Source organism: Trinickia symbiotica, assembly GCF_002934455.1.
Taxonomy (GTDB): Bacteria; Pseudomonadota; Gammaproteobacteria; order Burkholderiales; family Burkholderiaceae; genus Trinickia; species Trinickia symbiotica.
The window spans coordinates 68,325-84,917 of record NZ_PTIR01000023.1; the positions used below are offsets into that span (position 1 = coordinate 68,325).

Genomic DNA, 16,593 nt, shown 5'->3' on the forward strand with positions numbered 1-16,593 from the left:
ATCGCCAAACGACGACGCGCCTTTCCGCTCGGCGCGCGCGGGCGCACTTTCCAACGCTTGGCTGCCAGAAGCTCACGCTTCCTTCGCCGACTCCTCGAATTCAGAGCCCGGATGCTCGCAGACATGGTCTGCCATATCGCCGATGACGCGCTTCACGTGCTCGTCCGCCGCCTCATAGAAAATCTGCTTCCCGCGGCGCTCAGCCCGCAGCACGCGAGCCGCGCGCAACAGCCGCAAATGATGGCTGACGAGCGGCTGAGACAGACCGTGCTTCGCCGCAATGTCGGTGACGCACATCGGCGCGCTCAGGCAAGAGACAATGATTTTCAGGCGCGTCGGATCGCCCATCAGCCGAAACATCTCCGACAACTCCGTGACCTGGTCGTCGCTCAATTCGAACGGCCGCATCTCGCCTCCGATATTTCACATTAACACATACTTATATGTGTATATAATAGCCCATCCAGAATCCAGCAGAGCGACAGTCCGATGGCACACAATCACGACCACGGTTCCGGCCATGCGGCCCACAACCATGGTGGAGGTCACTCGCATGCGAGCCACGATCATGCCCATGACCATGCGGGACATGACCACGCCGGCCACGGTCATGCAGGGCACAGTCATGCCGGCCATAACCATCTGCACGGCGTAACGGACCAGCACCGCATCGGCTGGGCATTCGTCATCATCGCCGTCTTCATGATCGTCGAGATCGTCGGCGGCCTGATGGCAGGCTCCCTCGCGCTGCTGGCGGATGCGGGCCATATGGTGAGCGATGCCGCCGCGCTGGGATTCAGTTGGTTCGCGATTCACTACGGCCGGCGCGAGGCAACGGCCGAACTGTCGTATGGCTATAAGCGCCTCGAGATTCTGGCTGCATTCGTCAACGGATGTGGGCTGTTCGTCATCGCCGCGTGGATCGTGATCGAGGCCATCCAGCGATTTGCGTCACCGGTACCCGTCGTCGGCAAGACGATGCTCGTTGTGGCGATCGCGGGTCTTGCCGCGAACATCGCCGCGTTCGCGGTTCTGCACGGCGGCAACCGCGAAAACCTCAATTTGCGCGGAGCCTGGCTGCATGTTCTCGGCGACATGCTCGGCTCGGCGGCAGCCATCGTAGCGGCGTGCGTCATCCTTCTTACCGGGTGGACGCCCATCGACCCGATTCTGTCGATATTCGTTGCGCTCGTGATCCTCAAGAGCGCATGGGGTATCGTCAAGTCGTCCGCGCATATCTTGCTCGAAGGCACCCCTGCGGGCGTGAACCTGGCCGACATCAAAGCGGACCTCGAGCAAAACGTCGTGGGCGTGCGCGATGCGCATCACATCCACGCATGGTCGATGACAGGCGAGCAGCATATGCTGACGCTGCATGTGCATCCTGCGGTCGAGGCCGATCCGCATGATGTCGTGAAGGCGGTTCAGCGCCGGCTGGCGACGCAGTTCAAGATCGATCATGTCACCGTGCAGATCGAGCACGACGAGTGCGCGGACCAGCACGCGTCCGCTCGTGGCGGGGCCGGCGCGAAGGACTGTCATTGAGCGTGAAGACGTTCGCGCTTTTCGCTATCACCGCCGTTGCCGAAATACTCGGCTGTTATTTGCCATGGCGCTGGCTTCGCGAAGGGGCGAGCGCGTGGCTCCTCGTGCCGGGAGCCGTCAGTCTGGCGGCGTTCGCCTGGCTGCTCACACTGCATCCGGCGGCGGCTGGCCGGACCTACGCCGCATACGGCGGCGTTTACATCGCTGTCGCTATTCTGTGGCTATGGATTGTCGAAGGTATCCGCCCGACGGGGTGGGACTGCCTTGGCGTTGCTTTGACTGTCGGAGGAATGGCTGTTATTGCCTTTCAACCCAAGTGAGGGGTCACGCACGCGCAGCCAGTGTTCTATCCCTCCGAGATTCACGGGACCGGTAGAATCAGCACTGCAACAGCCGCACCAACGTTAGGCAAAATCATGGATTACCGCGTAAGTTACGAGCACAGCCTGAAGAGCAAACCGGACGAATTCATCGTTCATGTTCCGACGCAGCTTGTGGAGGGAGTGCCGGACAATGTGCCGCGCGCGCTCCTGGTCGAGTACATCACCGACATGATTCTCAAGCGCTCACCGCAGATCGGGAAGATTCGTCAGCTCAGGATTCTTTGACGAGGGAGACTCGTCTTCGCCGCGGTGGCTCAAGCGTTTACCGCGCCGGCGACGAGGCCCTCGATGTAGTACTGCTGCAGCAAAAGGAACAATGCGGCCGTCGAGCCGTGATTCGTGCATTGGTGACGAACGCCGTGAAACCTTCTCGGCAGACAGTTCTGAGCGCTGTCGTATCACCGCCCCCTTCCACATAAAGCTTTACCATCGAGTCCCCCCGATCTCACCGCGTGTCCAGAGCTGGCCGAGACGATATTTTTCGAGCCAGGGTTTGAGTTTTTCAGCATCGAGCCGGCTGAGCGTCGTGCCACCGGCGGTCTTTTCCGCCACTAGAACGACTTCCGGGCGATCCGTCAGCGCGTCGATCAGCACGTCCGAATGCGTGGTGACGACAAGCTGAGTGCACTCCGAGGCTTCCTTCAGAAGGTCAGCAACAGTGGGAAGTACGTCAGGGTGCAGACCGAGTTCTGGCTCTTCGATGCACACCAGAGGTGGCGGGTTCGGGTGATCAGGATGGCGAGGAGACACAGGTACCGCAATGTGCCATCCGACAGACGGGTGGCGGGGACCGTAAAGCGACCTTCATGGAAGAAGACCTGCACAGTCCCGCCCTCGATCTGTACGTCGTAATCATCAATGCCCTCGTACAAGGCGCGCAGCGCTTCCAATAGTCGCCGCTTGACAGCTGGTTCACGACCAAGACGATTGAGTACCAACCCGAGGTTACTGGCATCCGGTTCCAGCAAATCGTTTGGCAGATCCGCCTTCTGCGGTAGACGCGGAGCCGTGTGGCGGCCGAAACTCCGCTCGCGGTAGAGGCGGATCTTGGAAAAAGCGTTGCCGAGGTAGGTGAGCTCGGGGTACTGGTCCGGGTCTTTCCGTTGAGCCAATACGGACGCTGCGGATTCGATTTCCTCGTGCGGCAAATGCCGCTCCTTACCCTTGACGTTTAGGACACCGCGGCCATACTCGAAGCAATAAAAGAGATGCGGCTTGCGGTGACCGGCATCTGGACGCTCGTTCTCGATGCGCTCGTCCAATATCTCGAAACGTTGAGCCTCTTCCGTAAAGCTCAGGACATAGCGCAGGTCCACTGCGCCTATGGGATTCTCGAGCACGGCGTCAATCGTTGCGGTCGGCGTCTTCGATGCTCCCTTCCACAACCAATCGTGCACTCCCCCACCGTCACGAATCGGAGTCAGTAAGTCCCTCGGCGCGGAGCGAATGAGTTCGATCGCTTCAATCAGGTTCGACTTTCCCGAGCCATTTGGGCCGATCACTACGTTGAGCGGCAGCAGTTCCACCGCTTGGGTTGAATCGCCGAAACTCAGGAAGTTCTCTAGTTTGATGGATTTGAGCAGCATGATCACGCCCTTCTCTATTCGATGACGAGCCGCAACTCGCCAGCGTCTTCGCCCGCGTCGCACTCGATCGAACCGATTCGCAGCGCGCGGCCGGGTTGGGTCATTGCGTCGAGGACGAATTGGATGGCTTCTCGCCGCGCCACCAACGTCTAGCTGCGGTCACCTTCACGAAGGTAGGTTTCGACAGTGGCCGACCGCCCCTCGACTCGTTTTGTTGCGACTTCTTAGGCCATGACCACGTGCGTATGCCCCATCGTGCGCCGTTTCGCCTTCCTCACCACGATGTCCACATCGTGCCCCAGCCGATTCAGACAGTCGATCATCTTGGCTTGGCTAACTCCTCGGAACTTGCCGCGCAGCATTTCCGACAGCTCCGGTTGCGGCATACCGAGCAACTCAGCCGCCCGCTGGTGCGTCAGATGCCGGCTCTTGATAATTTCACCAATCTCGTGCGCCAGCCCCGCTTTGACGAGCATCTCTTCAGCCGCCGGGTAGCCTAGGTCCGCATACGGATTGTCGCTGCCTTGCTCAATGGCTATGCCGTTAACGGTCACTATCCTGCTCACGTCCCTACTCCTGTTCCAACTCAGCCACCGCTTTGAATCGCCGCTCGACCAACCCCAGGTCCGGGTTCGGCGTGGTAATCGCGCTCATCGACTTCTTCTGGAAGCAATGGAACCACATACACCGCTCGCGCATACCGTACCGTGTAAACAGCGCGATAAGTTGCGGCTGATCCCCGCTTTGAACGGACGCTAGCTTCCGCGACATAAAGACGAGCGCCCGCTCTTTCTTTTATCGAAAATATGGGCGAATGCCGCCCGCGAGCAGAACCGTGGCACGGCCCTGCCCATATTCAAGCAGCGGTAATGATCAGCCTGCCGACTTCGACAGCGATCTTCACGCGTTGCCCGGGCCGGAACCCCGCATGCTCGATCCATCGACCGGCAAGCTTCAGCCAGGGATAAAACACCGGCGCCGGGTATCGGTATGGAGGTTTGTTCCACGACGATTGGTAGCGCCTCGATTCCTGAACGGTGACAAAACGTTCCGACACGAGACTACGTGACTTATGATTGGCATCAGCCATGATCTGCTCTCCAGTGAAGAGTGGGTTGTGGTTAGCGGGTCGTGAGTGCTGCTAACACTCTCGGCCCGCGCTTCGTTTACCGCTTGCCTTCTTTACCTCCTGCTGCGTAGGTACGAGTTCGTTGCTTGCTCGTTGATCGCGTGACTCTTGAAAATGAGCGCATCCAGTAGCTCGCGCACGATCTGCTGCTCGTGCTCCGGCATACGCGAAATCGTTTCGAAGTGGTAGCGCAACTTGTCATCGGGACGGCGTTCGTCGCGATCAAACACGAGCGCATCGGCGCTGACACCCAGCGCGATTGCTAGCCTCCGAATTGCGGCAAAGGGGGGTTGCGACGCCCCCTTCTCATATCGATAAATCTGCACGACGGTAACGCCGATCAGGTCGGCCAGGGCCTGTTGCGATAGCCCGCGTGCTTTACGTAGCCGAAATAAGCGCTGTGAAAATTCCATGCTCGAATACCTAAATCGTTAAAGGCAGTTCGCCATTGCGGGCTTGCTCCGAATTGCTTAAGACTATCACCATGTGTATCTCAAAAACATATGGCGGAACGTAGCCGAATGGCTAACGAGCCGATGCATCACGCCTCCTTCACCTTCGGCTCCAGGAAACGACTTCCGTTGGTCTGATTTTTTGCCGAAAAGGGCCGCTGCAGCCCGCCCCGCGTCAAGAATCATCGCCGGACTAATGCAACCGAGACCCATTCGCCGTTGCCGGTCCTCGTACGAACGATCCGTTTGGCGCGCCCTCGTCGGCGCGAGCAGACGGGAGGCAAACGCTTTCAAACATCGACTTATGCGTGAAGAAACAGACCAACAACAGAACGATCTTCTCAACGGAAACGAGCGTGACTTCGTCAGAGCTGTCCGAGACAGCATCGTCAACGCGAATCCTGAGCTCGGCGCCGACCCCGCGTTGCTCGACCGGCTCGCGTCGGCATATGACGAAGCCAAACGCATTGGGCTTTCAGAGGACGGGCTCCTCGTGAAATTCCTGTATCTCGAAATGGAAGTACCGGGCTTTTATCGTCAACCCGTGATCTCGACCTGGCTTGAAAAGCCGGGCGCTCCGACCGACGGCCGTTTCAAGGACCTGCTCGACGTGCTTCGCAAGAAGACCGAGGACGGAAGAGGAGATCGCTGATGATGTCGTCACGAAAAACCCGCCGGCGAAGCTCACTTGGTACTTTATGCAGCCCATTTCCCACGCGTTCCTCTCGCAGCAATTTGCGCGCGAAGCTCTTCCGATCGAATCCTTACTTCATGCCTAACATGCAAATAACGCAAATTTTTCGACTACAGCAAGCCATGCTACCGTCACAGCAAGAGCATCTCGTCTACCTCTGGAAGGTCGCAAAACTGCTTGAGCCGTTCGGCTTCCCCATTCAAAACTGGCATCCGCCCGCAGCAACTGCGAAGAAGTCCCTCGAGACCCTCGCCTTCGACCACAACGGCCCGACACCTGCTGCCGTCGAGAGGCTTCGAGCTGAAGATAAGAGAGAGAAGACAACCGACTATCGAATCACTTCGGTCTGGAACGGCAAACAGAAGGAGGGAGGCAGCGCCTTCTCCGTCTCGTTGTCCGTTGATCCCGGCAACCCGACTAGTGTGCTCGGCCTCCAATTCGACGCTGCCGAGGCACTTCTAAACACGACCAACATGCAGCGACTCGTGCTCGGCTTGCTTGGAATATGGCCGAATGCATCTGTCATCGAAGTTGGGCCGCTGATGTACTACACCACGCGGGCCGTATTTCCCAAGAGGCCGGGAGCGGGATGGATGCTCTACCTTGCAAAGCCGATCACTGCACGGGAGTTGCCAGAAGCGGCCGAGCTTGTCGCTGTCATGGAAGGCGACGGACAGAAAGGCACCATCATCGTTAGCGTCGCCGACGAGGTTTTCTCCGTCGACAATCCCGAGCACGTGAAGATCGCGAACGCGATCGAAGTGCGTTTGGCCGATCAGGACCTCTTGCCTCAGTAACGAGCTGAGCAAGCAACATCAAGAATCGAATCAGGGCTCGCCGTTCGGCGCCATCGGCGGCGCCACGGCGTCATGATTGAAATAAATCACAGAAGGCACCTCGAGCTATTTTCGAGAGAACTGCTTTCGATCGAATCGTTACTCCACTCGTGACATAGACATGCAGGTAACCCTGATTTTTCGACTACAACAAGCTGCGCTCCCGTCGCAGGTGGAGCATCTTCGCTATCTTTGGAAGATCGCCAAACTGCTTGAGCCGTTCGGATTCCCCATGCAAGAGTGGTATCCGCTCGCGGCGACACCGAAGAAGTCCCTCGCGACTCCAGCCTTCGACCGCGATGGTCCAACGCCTGCTGCCGTCGAAATGCTCCGAGCGGAAGACAGAAAAGACCGGACAACCGACTATCGAATCACTTCCGTCTGGAACGGTAAACAGAAAGCCGGGGGAAGCGCGTTCTACGTCTCGTTCTCCACCGACGGCAACTTCCCCATCTGTGTTTTCAAACTTCAATTCCAAAATCCTGAGACGCTCGACAATGCGAAGAAGGCGCAACAACTCATAATTGGCTTGCTCGACGTATGGCCCGCTGCCGCTGGGATTGAAGTTGGACCTCTGAAGTACTACACAACGCGTAAGGTCTTCCGCGACAAGCCGGGTGCTGGATGGATGCTGTACCTTGCAAAGATCGTCACAGCGGAGCAGTTGCCGGAAGCGGCCGAATTGTTGCCGGTCATGGAAGGCGATAAACAGAGAGGCACCATCATTGTCAGCATCGCCAACGAGGTCTTCTCCGCCGACAATCCCGAGCACATGAAGATCGCTAACGCGATCGAAGTGCGGTTGGCCGACCAAGACCTCTTGTGCCGATAGCAAGACCCATCGCCTGCTATCGCCCGAGGGCATCGCCAAAAACGGGCTGAACCTCCAGGCGATCCACGATTCTGGTTCGAGAAATATCAACCGTGTGGCGGCACGGCTTTGGGATCCATCCACATCACTTCCCAAATATGGCCATCCGGATCCTCGAAGCTGCGTCCATACATAAAGCCGAGGTCTTGCACAGGGGTGGGGTCTGCCTTGCCGCCGGCACCAGTCGCCTTATCGACCATGCTGGACACCTCCTCGCGATTATCCGCTGACAGGCACAGCAGCACTTGAGCAAGCGCCCGACGATCCCGTCGGTCACTACGTCTGGAATCTTGCTGCCGCTACCACCCCACCGCCTTACGAATCATCTGCGCCGCGGCCACAAGCACGAACAAAAGCACGATGATACGAAACGCGTGCGGCGGCAGCTTGTCGCGCAGCGGACGCGCAAGCACGATTCCGGCGATCACGGGCACACTCGCCGCGGCCGAAATCAGCAGATCGAAGCCGCTCGCCTGTGCGCCGCCCCTGAATGCAATCAGCAGCGTGATGACCGATACGACCAGGATCACCGCCATCTGCTTCGTAAACGTTTTGCCGCGCGCACCCGACGCGATCAGATAGATGGCGAGCAACGGCCCGGGAATCGACGCGATGCTTTCCATCATCGCAGCCCCGAAGCCGAGCACGAACCCCACGGGCTTAATCCAACGCGGCGCCAGCGAAAATCGCGGCGAAATGAGCAGCAGCATGGCCGCGAAAGCCAAAAGCGCGCCTGCCACGATCTGCGCATGGTGGGGCTCGAGCGATATCAGCACCGAGACACCGACGAGATTGCCGAGCACCGTACCCACGAGTGGGGCCGCGATATGGCGCACGGTTGGCAACAGCTCGCCTCCCTCGAGCGCTTGCGGAATGTTGCCGAGAATCACCGGCATCGAGAGCAGCAGCACCGCTTGCTTGATCGGCATGAACTGGCTCAGGATCGGCATGGCAATGATCGGTACGCCGATGCTGACGATGCCTTTGACGATTCCGCCGAGTATGAGCGCCGCGGCGATGCCGAATAGCGCACGCGCATCGAGCGCCTGCAGCGCGGGCAACAACAGGCCTGCATGAGCGTGGAAATGGGACAGCTCGTTCATCGTTCGTTTGGTGTCGTGCTTATCGTGGTGTGGGTGTAATCGAATGCTGCCAAACGCGTGCCGGCGCAAGCGCGATTCCGAAATCGCGGCGAGCAACGCCACCCCCTACTCGCTACACAACCGCCAAGTGTAACCAATCCGGATACGTCGCAAGTGCACTGACTGCCTGGATCGTGCCGGCGTCCGTTGGTCTGATTCTTTGCTCAAAAGAGTCGCTGCCGCCGTTGCGCTTGAAGAATGTCCGCCGGACCGCAGCGATTGCGACGCCCTCGCCGTCGCCGGTCCTCGTGCGAACGATCCGTTTGTCATGCCGCTCGACGGTGCGACAGGCGGAAGGCAAACACTTTCACATCTCGATCTATGCGTGAAAAAAACCGATCAACAACTCAACGACCTTCTCACCAGCGACGAGCGAGGCTTCGTCACAGCCGTCCGAAACTGCATTGTCAGCGCCCATCCGAAACTGGGCGACGATCCCGAATTACTCGACCGGCTGACCATGGCATATGACGAAGGCAAACGCATGGGGCTTACAGAGGACGAACTGCTTGCGAAATTCCTATGGCTCGAAACGGAGGTGCCGGGCTTTTACGGGCAGCCCGCGATCTCGAACTGGCTCGAAAAGCCGGGCGCTCCGGTCGACGACCGTTTCAAGGACTTGCTCGCCGTGCTTCGGAAGAAGCTTGTACTAAGCAGAGAGGATCACTAATGGCAACGATACCTCTCTCCGGTCTTGAAGCCGCCGCCATCGCCCTCGCGGCATTGCTTGCCGCCGTCGCCGTGGATAGCGCTGTTCGTGGGACCTCCGATCGTGCATCGACTGATTCGGACGATCTCGAACGAGACAAAGCGAAGTCGACCACGCACGCGTTACCTATACCCGATGAGTCTCGAGAACACTGCCCTCCAACTCGGGGGCGGCTAGTGATACGCAGGTGGAGCATGTCCGACATTTCGCGTGAGTACCAGGCCCGTATCACCGGTTTCCAACCGTACACGGAATGGCTATTCGAAATCGAGTTTGACGGCTTCCGCCCGCAGGAGTGTCGCTTGCAAGAAGCGAAGGGAAAGTACGATCAGTTCTTTGACTCAAAAACCGGTCTTCCAGAAGACTTCTTTGTGATTTTTGGTGGAGTGGGAGACATGCTCGACCAAGCTCGCAAGCAAAGCGACATCGTAAGGAGTAACCCGCCAGCAAAGCTGACGTGGCATTTCATGCAGCCGATCTCTTACACCTATTTCTCCCGCGAATTCCAATCCGAGGGACTCGCGATCCAATCCTTTCTGGATCCATGATATGAAGGTAATTCTCACTTTCCGGCTACAACGAAGCGAACTCCCTTCTCCGGAAGAGCATCTTCGCTATCTCTGGCGCGTCGCGAAACTGTTCGAGCCGTTTGGCTTCCCCATTGAGAAGTGGTATCCGTCCGCCGCCGGCACACCGAAAAAGTCTCTCGCTAACCCCGCTTTCGACTATAGCGGCCCGACACCGGCCGCCGTGGAAATGCTTGCAGTGAAAGATGTAAGGGACTCCACAACCAACTATCGAATAACGACCATCTGGTGCGGCAAGATGAAGGGCACGCGGGCCATCTTCTCTCTCGCGCTGTCCTCTGACGTCGGTAACCCAATCTGTGTGCTCAGGCTCCAACTGTATGATTTGGAGCAGCTCAACGATGCCAAAAGTATGCAGCGATTCATCTTTGGCCTGCTAGACATATGGCCTGGCGCGTCCGTAATCGAAGTGGGACCGCTGCAGTACTTCACCACGCTTCAAGTCTTTCCCCAGAGACCCGGAGCGGGTTGGATGATCTATCTTCCGCAGATAATCACGGCCAGTGACTTGCCCGAAGCGGCCGAACTCGTGCCGGTCATGGAAGGCGAAAGGCAGCAAGGCACCATCGTCGTCAGCGTCGCCGGAGAGGTCTTCTCCGTCGACAACCCCGAGCACGTGAAGGTCGCCAACGCAATCGAAGTGCGATTGGCAGATCAAGACCTATTGTGCCGATAGAGAGTGCCGCCGTGAGATAGGCGGCTGCATCGCCGGGGTGGGTCATGCCCGGTATCACGTGCGCATGAGCACACCGGCAACCCGCCCCGTCAGCGAAGCGTTGCGCAGCTTTTCGTCGGCACGACTTAATCCTCGCTTGCCGCCTCTCGCTTGACGCAGAATGGGCGACTTTCCCTCGTCAGCAGAACAGCAGCACATGAGCGATTCGGATACCAACTGACCTAGTCTGTCAACGAATCCGACGCCAGGTGTACAGCAACTAGACGCTTTCCCTTTTGGGCGCCCCGTCATTCCCTTATCCGGCCATGCCATCGCACATGGCATCGGCCTTGCAGTTCACTCGCCGTCTTCTGACAGGAGTGAACCATGTACCGGACATCCCCGCTCGACCCTCAACGCCCGATGCGGCCTGCAGCGCACGCCGTGCGCGTTGCAGTTCGCATATTGCTGATCGCGCTAAGCCCTTGGACCAGCGCATGCGTTGCGCAGACATCGTCCGGACCGGCCGCACCGGACGCGCCGCCTACGGTGGCTGCTCCATTGGGGCCGCCGGGTCGTGGACCGCTGTCTGCTCCGCCTCCGCGCGCATGGGCGCAACCTGCAATCCAGCAGTCCCCTGTGGCGCAGGGCACCGTCAGCCGGTTTGTCATCAACCCCGAGGGCGATGTCGACGGCTTCATCCTGAGTGACGGGTCGCTCGTGCATTTCCCGCCGCATCTCGGTACGCAGTTGGTCGCTGCCGTAAGGCCAGGAGACGCCGTTCAAATTGCAGGGTTCATGGACGGCAGCGGCGACGTCAAGGCACGGCAAATCGTCAACCAGCGCACCGGCCAGCAGCTCTTCGACCAGCCTCCGCCACGCGACGTACCGCGTCCACCGCCCGCGCTTCGCGGCGCCGGGCTCGTGCGGCTCAGCGCCGAGGGCGAGGTCATGCGCGTGACAACCGCCCGTCGCGGAGAACCCGACGGGGTCGTGCTGCGCAACGGCACCGTCATCAAGCTCACGCCTGGCGCGGCGCAGCAGTTCGTGAGCCTGCTGCGCCCAGGCGCGTCCGTCGCCGCCACCGGCTACGGCACCCGCAACCAGTACGGCGAAGCCCTGCAGGCCACCGCGTTTGGCACTCCCGGCAACCTCACCCGGCTGTACAGCAACTTTCCCAACTGAAGGAGAAACACCATGCACTGGATTGACCCGGCATGCCTGCCCGAAACCAAGGGCGCCGTCACGCAATTCCTGCTCGATCCGCACGGCGATCCCGACGGATTCATCCTTGAGGGGGAAAGGCAGGTCTACTGCCCCCCGCACCTTGGCGCACGCATCGCGCAACGCGTTGCGCCCGGTGACATCGTCATCGTGCGAGGCATCAAGCCACGCGCGGCGGACATCATCGCGGCAATTTCGATTACCTCCCAAGACGGCGAGACCATCGTCGACGATGGCCCCCCTCGCGATGACGATGAGCACGAAAGGCCCGAGGCCGAACCGCACGCGACAGAAGTAGCGGGAACCGTCGTCCTGTCGCTCTTTGGCCCGAAGGGCGAGTTGCGTGGCGCATTGCTCGATGACGGTACCTCGCTGCGGATACCCCATCACACCGCCGAACAACTGCGGACGTATCTCACACCCGGCGCCCGCGTCCAGGCGTGGGGCGACCTTGTCGAAACTGGCTACGGCCGCACGCTCGAAGTGAGCGAGATTGCGGAACAGGCCGATATCGACACGGATGTCGGGACAGGCGCATAAAACAGCGGGTGGGGCATGCCTGGTATCACGTGCGCTTGGGCACACTGGCAACTCACCCCGTGAGCGAAGCGTTGCGCAACTTTCGTCGGCATGACTTCATCCTCGCTTGGCGCCTCCGGCTTAAGGCACAATGGCCGCTCTCCCTCGTCAGCGGAAGCGCAGCACATGAGCGATTCGGATACCGCAAATGAAACCATCGGCGGCAACGCATACGAGGAGTTTGCGGAGCGCTATGCCGCGATCGCGCCGACGAAACCACATAACGCCCTTTACGAGCGTCCTGCGACGATGTCGCTTCTAGGGGACGTCAGCGGCTTGCATATACTCGACGCCGGATGTGGACCAGGAATCTGCAGTGAACATCTCGCTCGTGGCGGGGCGTCCGTGCATGCGTTCGATGTCACGCCACAGATGGTGGAGCTCGCTCGCGTTCGATGTGCCGGGCTGCCAGTCGAGGTGGTGACTGGCGACCTCACGGCTCCACTATCGTGGCTGCCCGATCAGGCGTTCGACAAGATACTGTGCTCGCTCGCACTCGACTACGTGGAAGACCTCGGGGCAACGCTCAGTGAATTCCGCAGAGTGGCGCGCCCCGGAGCGACGCTGGTGTTTTCGATGGCGCATCCGATGCGGGACTGGACCGACGAGCGAACTCGTGGGGAAGGGACGTACTTCGATACCAGTCGATTCGGGTTTTACTGGTCGGGATTCGGTGAGCCGAAGCCATACGTGCAGGCTTATCGGCGGCCGCTCTCGGATATCTTGAACGCGTTGGTCGACGGTGGGTGGCGACTCGATCGATTCGTCGAGCCACTGCCGCTGTCGGAGATGAAGGCAGTCTCGGAATGGCTTTATCGGGAGCTGTCCCGGGCGCCAGCTTTCATTTGCGTGCGCGCGCGGTGCTAGGAGAGCAGGAGTCCGCGACGCACTCGAGTACGGGCAAGTTGATGGTCAGCAGCAACGATGATCCGGATCTCCCGCGGGTCTTCGATGGTCTCAGATAGTCGACCTATCGATGAAATACAGGTTCAACAGCATGAGCGCCGAAACGTCGGCGAACGGAGAGTTGGTGACCACGAACTGGAGCCCCGCCATTAAAACCGATAGGTTTCGTCTCATAGGGGAAATGCTACGATGGCATCCCATCCCGTGACACGTGGAGGAGATTGATCGATGAAGTCGGTCAAAATCGACTTGGGTTTCGGTGACGAAGCATTTCTTTCCGACCGGGCAATCTCGGGGATACCGGCGGCGAAGCATCAGCGAGACGCCGAGGAATTCTTGCGACGCTGGCCACAGACACGTTCGCTCCACCAAGCGCGTGGGTACCTCCAGCAACTGGGACTCCATGTGACGTACAAGCCGCCCGGCGTGAATCCGAGTGATACGGTCGCCTTGCTTCGATGGGCCGTGAAAAGCGGCAGGATCATGGTCGCAATCGAGCGCGCTACGGCCCGTTCGGGAGGCCGCGTTGGGGCGATTCAGCCGACGTTCCGACGTGCCCCAATCGAGCCTTCCCGCCAATCATTTGCTGAGATGGCGGAGAGCCGAACTCATGTGTCCGCGACGCTGGACGATGCGGTTTCTACTCGCACGCTACACTCTTGGCTGAGTGCTTTGAGCAGTATGAGCGTGATCTCGACCTGTGCCATGCGCTCGCGAGTCCTATGGGGGGCGCTCGAGGCTTGGCGCTGTGCAAACAGCAGGCTTTCATGAACTACCAGCAATGCAGGGGATATTGATGGCGACGCACCCGCCTTACTCGGTCGTATTGACATACGACGACGATCAACAAAAATTCAATGTCCAGACAGTCGATCCAGCAAAGCTAGCACCGTTATTGGCCGGCCGGCTCGAAATGCCGATCCTGCTTGACGAGTTCAACTATCGGATTGACGATGAGTTTGCTCGACGGCTTGGCGTTGCAATGCTGAATCTGATCGCCTTGGGAAAGCCTGAACTGAAGCAGTACATAAGCGTCACACCAGGGCCGATTCCTCGACCGGGAGACGATGTCTAGCCAAGTCGAATCGCCGCTTTATCCAGGCCCGTCGCTGCCATCTCTCCCACCAGGCAGCCACACCGGCGCGCGCAAACACCGCAGCGCTATGCGCCGCTCTCACGCTGGAAAACAGAGACGAGCCGCTTGAGCGCGCGCCAAGCGAAGCTTTGCCGCGCGCCGCCGATGGTCGCCGTGCCGACGATTTCGCGCGGCCATGCTTCGTTCGCCGGACAATCGCCGATCCGCACCCGGTAGAGTGCCGCGAGCGGCACGAGCTGGTGCGTGCCGGGCTGGTTCTGTACGGGCAGCGGGCCACCGTAGACGCTGGCGAGCGACGGCTCGTCGAGCGTGGCGACGTTGACGCGATCGACGGCGGTCACGCGGCACCGCACCGCGCCGAGCTCGGGCAGCGATGCGACGAAGCTCACGCGATCACCCGTCACCACGCGCGCCGCATCGTCTTCGCCGACGAACGCCTCACCCTTCACGCCCATCGGCCCGACGACGTCGAACACGCGCTCGCCGCGCGGCAGCCAAGTGCCGGGGGCCAACGCATCGTCCGTTTGCACGACGCCGTCGAACGGCGCGCGCAGCGTCAGTTGCGCGGCTTGCGCTCTCAGGCCGGCCACCGTTTCGCGCGCCGCGTCCCAGCGACGCCGCAGCGCCACGCCTTGTTCGAGCAGACGATCGTCGAACGACTGTTGCTGGACCTGCCAACGCAACAGCGCTTCGTCGGCCTGCGCCGCTCGCAGGCGATGCGTAAGATCGGGCGATGCCAACACGGCCAGCACATCGCCCGCATGCACGCGCTGGCCGTCGTGCGCAAGCGGCGCGTCGCCCGTCACGTAAGCGGCCTCGGGCGCATAGAGCCCCTGTGCGCGCAACGGCCCCAGTACGGCCGGCGCGCCGACGCCGCCGTGCCACGGCAGCAGGATGAGGGCCAGCAGTACCGCCGCGAAGATCGAACTGCGCCGCGTCTGCCGGCACCAACGCAGCGCCGCTCGACGACGCCAGCAAGCGCTGATTTCGCGCACGATCGGCCGCACGATGAACCATCCGAATTCGACGCAAAACAGCATCATCCCCAGCGCCTTGAAAAAGGCGTGGTAGACGATGAGCGCAATCGAAAAAAACACGACGAGCCGATAGAGCCATGTCGAGAACGAGAATGCGATCAGGAAGCGCCGGCGCCGCGGCGCGCACGGCTCGGGCTGTGGATCGTCGAACCCGAACAGGCGCTCGCGCATCCACCAGCGGCCGAACGCGAACGCGCGATCGTGCAGGTTCGGCATGTCGAGCCAATCGGACAGCAGGAAGTAGCCGTCGAAGCGCATGAACGGGCTCGCATTGATCGTCAACGTGCCGATCCATGTCGTCGTCGCGAGCAAAAAGGCCCCAGCGCGCACCGGGCCGTCGGGCAACACGCTCCAAGCCAACGTCGCGAACGCGGCGAGCGTGAGCTCGGTCAGCATGCCGGCCGCCCCGATGCGCAATCGCTCGGCGCGCCCCGGCACCTTCCACGCTTCCGTCGTATCGGTGTAAAGCACCGGCACCATCACGAGCAGCGCGATGCCCATCGTCGGCACGCGGCAGCCGTATCGATGCGCCGTGAACGCATGCCCGAACTCGTGCAGCACCTTCGCGCAGCCAAGGGCCACGCCGATCGCGATCAGCCCGCGCAAATCGGCATAGCCGTGGAACGTATGAATGAACTCGTCCCAGCGGCGCGAGACGAGCACGAGCCCCGTTAGGGCGACGAGCGCGACGCCAGCCCAAAACGGGGGACGGTAAGCGACTTCGGCATAGCGCGCGAAGCGCTTGAGAAACGGCATCGGCCGCCAGAGCGGCACCCGGATCATCAAATAGTGCTTGAGCAGCCACATGGCGTGCGAAAGATTGCCCGCCGCGGCGGCACTCGCAAGCCGCCCGGTGTCGGTGGCGCTCATCGCCACGAGCAAATGCTGCTGATGCAGCATCCGCACGAGCGATTCAAAGTCGTCCATCGTCAAATGCAGCGTCGTCTCTGCGTTCACCGATGCGACGATCGCCTCAGCATCGTCGAGCGGCCAGCGCGCGAGCATCTCGAAGGCGGGCCAGCCGATCTGGAAGAAACGGTTTCCCGCCGGATCGTGAAGCATCCAGGTAGGCGCGCCCTCCGGCGTCGCGGGGCCGGGTGTCAGCGTCAGTTCTTGGCGAAGGGGCGGCAGGCGAGACATCGACGCGCTACGTGAGATGAAG

General features: G+C 60.4%; 21 protein-coding genes and 1 pseudogene. 13 read left to right on the plus strand and 9 right to left on the minus strand.

Annotated elements, in window-relative coordinates; genetic code table 11:
* Nucleotides 1–72 precede the first annotated feature (72 nt).
* Complete coding sequence (locus B0G57_RS25895; RefSeq protein WP_018441755.1) at nucleotides 73–408, minus strand: ArsR/SmtB family transcription factor; 336 nt, start codon at nucleotides 406–408, stop codon at nucleotides 73–75.
* An 81-nt stretch (nucleotides 409–489) separates the two neighbouring features.
* Here B0G57_RS25895 and B0G57_RS25900 point away from each other — a divergent pair, with 81 nt between their 5' ends.
* The 3 genes from B0G57_RS25900 to B0G57_RS25910 all read left to right on the plus strand — a co-directional run bounded on the left by B0G57_RS25900 (nucleotide 490) and on the right by B0G57_RS25910 (nucleotide 2,153).
* Nucleotides 490–1,545 carry a cation diffusion facilitator family transporter gene (locus tag B0G57_RS25900; RefSeq protein WP_026229862.1) on the plus strand — a complete coding sequence of 352 codons (1,056 nt, stop codon included), beginning with the start codon at nucleotides 490–492 and terminating at the stop codon, nucleotides 1,543–1,545.
* 2 nt (nucleotides 1,546–1,547) lie between these two features.
* A complete protein-coding gene (locus B0G57_RS25905) occupies nucleotides 1,548–1,865 on the plus strand; it encodes a YnfA family protein (RefSeq protein ID WP_018441758.1) in 318 nt (105 codons plus the stop codon).
* 96 nt (nucleotides 1,866–1,961) lie between these two features.
* Nucleotides 1,962–2,153 (plus strand): hypothetical protein, encoded by a 192-nt coding sequence (locus B0G57_RS25910; protein WP_018441759.1) that lies wholly within the window; start codon nucleotides 1,962–1,964, stop codon nucleotides 2,151–2,153.
* Between the two features lie 198 nt (nucleotides 2,154–2,351).
* Here B0G57_RS25910 and B0G57_RS32430 read toward each other — a convergent pair whose 3' ends face one another.
* The 5 genes from B0G57_RS32430 to B0G57_RS25935 all read right to left on the minus strand — a co-directional run bounded on the left by B0G57_RS32430 (nucleotide 2,352) and on the right by B0G57_RS25935 (nucleotide 5,056).
* A complete protein-coding gene (locus B0G57_RS32430) occupies nucleotides 2,352–2,678 on the minus strand; it encodes an AAA family ATPase (RefSeq protein ID WP_399278820.1) in 327 nt (108 codons plus the stop codon).
* Complete coding sequence (locus B0G57_RS25915) at nucleotides 2,570–3,514, minus strand: AAA family ATPase (RefSeq protein WP_199189652.1); 945 nt, start codon at nucleotides 3,512–3,514, stop codon at nucleotides 2,570–2,572. The genes B0G57_RS32430 and B0G57_RS25915 overlap by 109 nt, the downstream gene beginning before the upstream one ends.
* Before the next feature lie 224 nt (nucleotides 3,515–3,738).
* A complete protein-coding gene (locus B0G57_RS25920) occupies nucleotides 3,739–4,080 on the minus strand; it encodes a helix-turn-helix domain-containing protein (RefSeq protein WP_018441761.1) in 342 nt (113 codons plus the stop codon).
* Between the two features lie 290 nt (nucleotides 4,081–4,370).
* Nucleotides 4,371–4,604: a SymE family type I addiction module toxin gene (locus B0G57_RS25930; RefSeq protein ID WP_026229864.1), complete on the minus strand. Its 234-nt coding sequence runs from the start codon at nucleotides 4,602–4,604 to the stop codon at nucleotides 4,371–4,373.
* A gap of 92 nt (nucleotides 4,605–4,696) precedes the next feature.
* A complete protein-coding gene (locus B0G57_RS25935) occupies nucleotides 4,697–5,056 on the minus strand; it encodes a helix-turn-helix domain-containing protein (protein ID WP_018441763.1) in 360 nt (119 codons plus the stop codon).
* 343 nt (nucleotides 5,057–5,399) lie between these two features.
* On the opposite strand from B0G57_RS25935, the gene B0G57_RS25940 reads away from it, so the two are divergent.
* The 3 genes from B0G57_RS25940 (at nucleotide 5,400) to B0G57_RS25950 (ending at nucleotide 7,457) form a co-directional block, all read left to right on the plus strand.
* The gene (locus B0G57_RS25940) at nucleotides 5,400–5,747 is read left to right on the plus strand and encodes a hypothetical protein (RefSeq protein WP_018441764.1); all 348 of its coding nucleotides are present in this window, start codon (nucleotides 5,400–5,402) and stop codon (nucleotides 5,745–5,747) included.
* A gap of 119 nt (nucleotides 5,748–5,866) precedes the next feature.
* Entirely contained in the window at nucleotides 5,867–6,586 is a 720-nt protein-coding gene (locus tag B0G57_RS25945; protein ID WP_223258741.1) for an Imm52 family immunity protein, read from the plus strand.
* A gap of 160 nt (nucleotides 6,587–6,746) precedes the next feature.
* Nucleotides 6,747–7,457, plus strand: coding sequence for an Imm52 family immunity protein (locus B0G57_RS25950; RefSeq protein WP_018441766.1), 711 nt, complete (start codon nucleotides 6,747–6,749; stop codon nucleotides 7,455–7,457).
* Between the two features lie 86 nt (nucleotides 7,458–7,543).
* Here B0G57_RS25950 and B0G57_RS25955 read toward each other — a convergent pair.
* Together B0G57_RS25955 and B0G57_RS25960 are read right to left on the minus strand one after the other, a co-directional pair.
* Nucleotides 7,544–7,762, minus strand: a pseudogene (locus B0G57_RS25955) (VOC family protein); the annotation flags it as partial.
* A 33-nt stretch (nucleotides 7,763–7,795) separates the two neighbouring features.
* Nucleotides 7,796–8,599: a sulfite exporter TauE/SafE family protein gene (locus B0G57_RS25960; RefSeq protein ID WP_018441768.1), complete on the minus strand. Its 804-nt coding sequence runs from the start codon at nucleotides 8,597–8,599 to the stop codon at nucleotides 7,796–7,798.
* A gap of 307 nt (nucleotides 8,600–8,906) precedes the next feature.
* Here B0G57_RS25960 and B0G57_RS31180 point away from each other — a divergent pair, with 307 nt between their 5' ends.
* From B0G57_RS31180 to B0G57_RS26000, 7 genes are all read left to right on the plus strand, one after another.
* Nucleotides 8,907–9,308 (plus strand): hypothetical protein, encoded by a 402-nt coding sequence (locus tag B0G57_RS31180; protein ID WP_158256630.1) that lies wholly within the window; start codon nucleotides 8,907–8,909, stop codon nucleotides 9,306–9,308.
* 233 nt (nucleotides 9,309–9,541) lie between these two features.
* On the plus strand, nucleotides 9,542–9,895 hold the full coding sequence (locus tag B0G57_RS31185) for a restriction endonuclease fold toxin 5 domain-containing protein (protein WP_158256631.1): 354 nt from the start codon (nucleotides 9,542–9,544) through the stop codon (nucleotides 9,893–9,895).
* A 1-nt stretch (nucleotide 9,896) separates the two neighbouring features.
* Nucleotides 9,897–10,610 carry an Imm52 family immunity protein gene (locus B0G57_RS25975; protein WP_018441772.1) on the plus strand — a complete coding sequence of 238 codons (714 nt, stop codon included), beginning with the start codon at nucleotides 9,897–9,899 and terminating at the stop codon, nucleotides 10,608–10,610.
* Between the two features lie 618 nt (nucleotides 10,611–11,228).
* A complete protein-coding gene (locus B0G57_RS25980) occupies nucleotides 11,229–11,774 on the plus strand; it encodes a hypothetical protein (protein ID WP_018441773.1) in 546 nt (181 codons plus the stop codon).
* 12 nt (nucleotides 11,775–11,786) lie between these two features.
* Nucleotides 11,787–12,353, plus strand: coding sequence for a hypothetical protein (locus tag B0G57_RS25985; protein ID WP_018441774.1), 567 nt, complete (start codon nucleotides 11,787–11,789; stop codon nucleotides 12,351–12,353).
* A gap of 165 nt (nucleotides 12,354–12,518) precedes the next feature.
* Nucleotides 12,519–13,259 carry a class I SAM-dependent methyltransferase gene (locus B0G57_RS25990; protein ID WP_018441775.1) on the plus strand — a complete coding sequence of 247 codons (741 nt, stop codon included), beginning with the start codon at nucleotides 12,519–12,521 and terminating at the stop codon, nucleotides 13,257–13,259.
* A gap of 835 nt (nucleotides 13,260–14,094) precedes the next feature.
* Nucleotides 14,095–14,373 carry a hypothetical protein gene (locus tag B0G57_RS26000; RefSeq protein ID WP_026229868.1) on the plus strand — a complete coding sequence of 93 codons (279 nt, stop codon included), beginning with the start codon at nucleotides 14,095–14,097 and terminating at the stop codon, nucleotides 14,371–14,373.
* A gap of 86 nt (nucleotides 14,374–14,459) precedes the next feature.
* Here B0G57_RS26000 and B0G57_RS26005 read toward each other — a convergent pair whose 3' ends face one another.
* Complete coding sequence (locus B0G57_RS26005; RefSeq protein ID WP_018441779.1) at nucleotides 14,460–16,571, minus strand: HlyD family efflux transporter periplasmic adaptor subunit; 2,112 nt, start codon at nucleotides 16,569–16,571, stop codon at nucleotides 14,460–14,462.
* Between the last annotated feature and the right edge of the window lie 22 nt (nucleotides 16,572–16,593).

Bases quoted from the DNA above. Each gene is read 5' to 3' on its own strand.
- B0G57_RS25895 (WP_018441755.1), bottom strand. From the start codon at position 408: ATGCGGCCGTTCGAATTGAGCGACGACCAGGTCACGGAGTTGTCGGAG.
- B0G57_RS25900 (WP_026229862.1), top strand. From the start codon at position 490: ATGGCACACAATCACGACCACGGTTCCGGCCATGCGGCCCACAACCAT.
- B0G57_RS25910 (WP_018441759.1), top strand. From the start codon at position 1,962: ATGGATTACCGCGTAAGTTACGAGCACAGCCTGAAGAGCAAACCGGAC.
- B0G57_RS25915 (WP_199189652.1), bottom strand. From the start codon at position 3,514: ATGCTGCTCAAATCCATCAAACTAGAGAACTTCCTGAGTTTCGGCGAT.
- B0G57_RS25930 (WP_026229864.1), bottom strand. From the start codon at position 4,604: ATGGCTGATGCCAATCATAAGTCACGTAGTCTCGTGTCGGAACGTTTT.
- B0G57_RS25935 (WP_018441763.1), bottom strand. From the start codon at position 5,056: ATGGAATTTTCACAGCGCTTATTTCGGCTACGTAAAGCACGCGGGCTA.
- B0G57_RS25940 (WP_018441764.1), top strand. From the start codon at position 5,400: ATGCGTGAAGAAACAGACCAACAACAGAACGATCTTCTCAACGGAAAC.
- B0G57_RS25945 (WP_223258741.1), top strand. From the start codon at position 5,867: ATGCCTAACATGCAAATAACGCAAATTTTTCGACTACAGCAAGCCATG.
- B0G57_RS25950 (WP_018441766.1), top strand. From the start codon at position 6,747: ATGCAGGTAACCCTGATTTTTCGACTACAACAAGCTGCGCTCCCGTCG.
- B0G57_RS25960 (WP_018441768.1), bottom strand. From the start codon at position 8,599: ATGAACGAGCTGTCCCATTTCCACGCTCATGCAGGCCTGTTGTTGCCC.
- B0G57_RS31180 (WP_158256630.1), top strand. From the start codon at position 8,907: ATGCCGCTCGACGGTGCGACAGGCGGAAGGCAAACACTTTCACATCTC.
- B0G57_RS31185 (WP_158256631.1), top strand. From the start codon at position 9,542: ATGTCCGACATTTCGCGTGAGTACCAGGCCCGTATCACCGGTTTCCAA.
- B0G57_RS25975 (WP_018441772.1), top strand. From the start codon at position 9,897: ATGAAGGTAATTCTCACTTTCCGGCTACAACGAAGCGAACTCCCTTCT.
- B0G57_RS25985 (WP_018441774.1), top strand. From the start codon at position 11,787: ATGCACTGGATTGACCCGGCATGCCTGCCCGAAACCAAGGGCGCCGTC.
- B0G57_RS25990 (WP_018441775.1), top strand. From the start codon at position 12,519: ATGAGCGATTCGGATACCGCAAATGAAACCATCGGCGGCAACGCATAC.
- B0G57_RS26000 (WP_026229868.1), top strand. From the start codon at position 14,095: ATGGCGACGCACCCGCCTTACTCGGTCGTATTGACATACGACGACGAT.
- B0G57_RS26005 (WP_018441779.1), bottom strand. From the start codon at position 16,571: ATGTCTCGCCTGCCGCCCCTTCGCCAAGAACTGACGCTGACACCCGGC.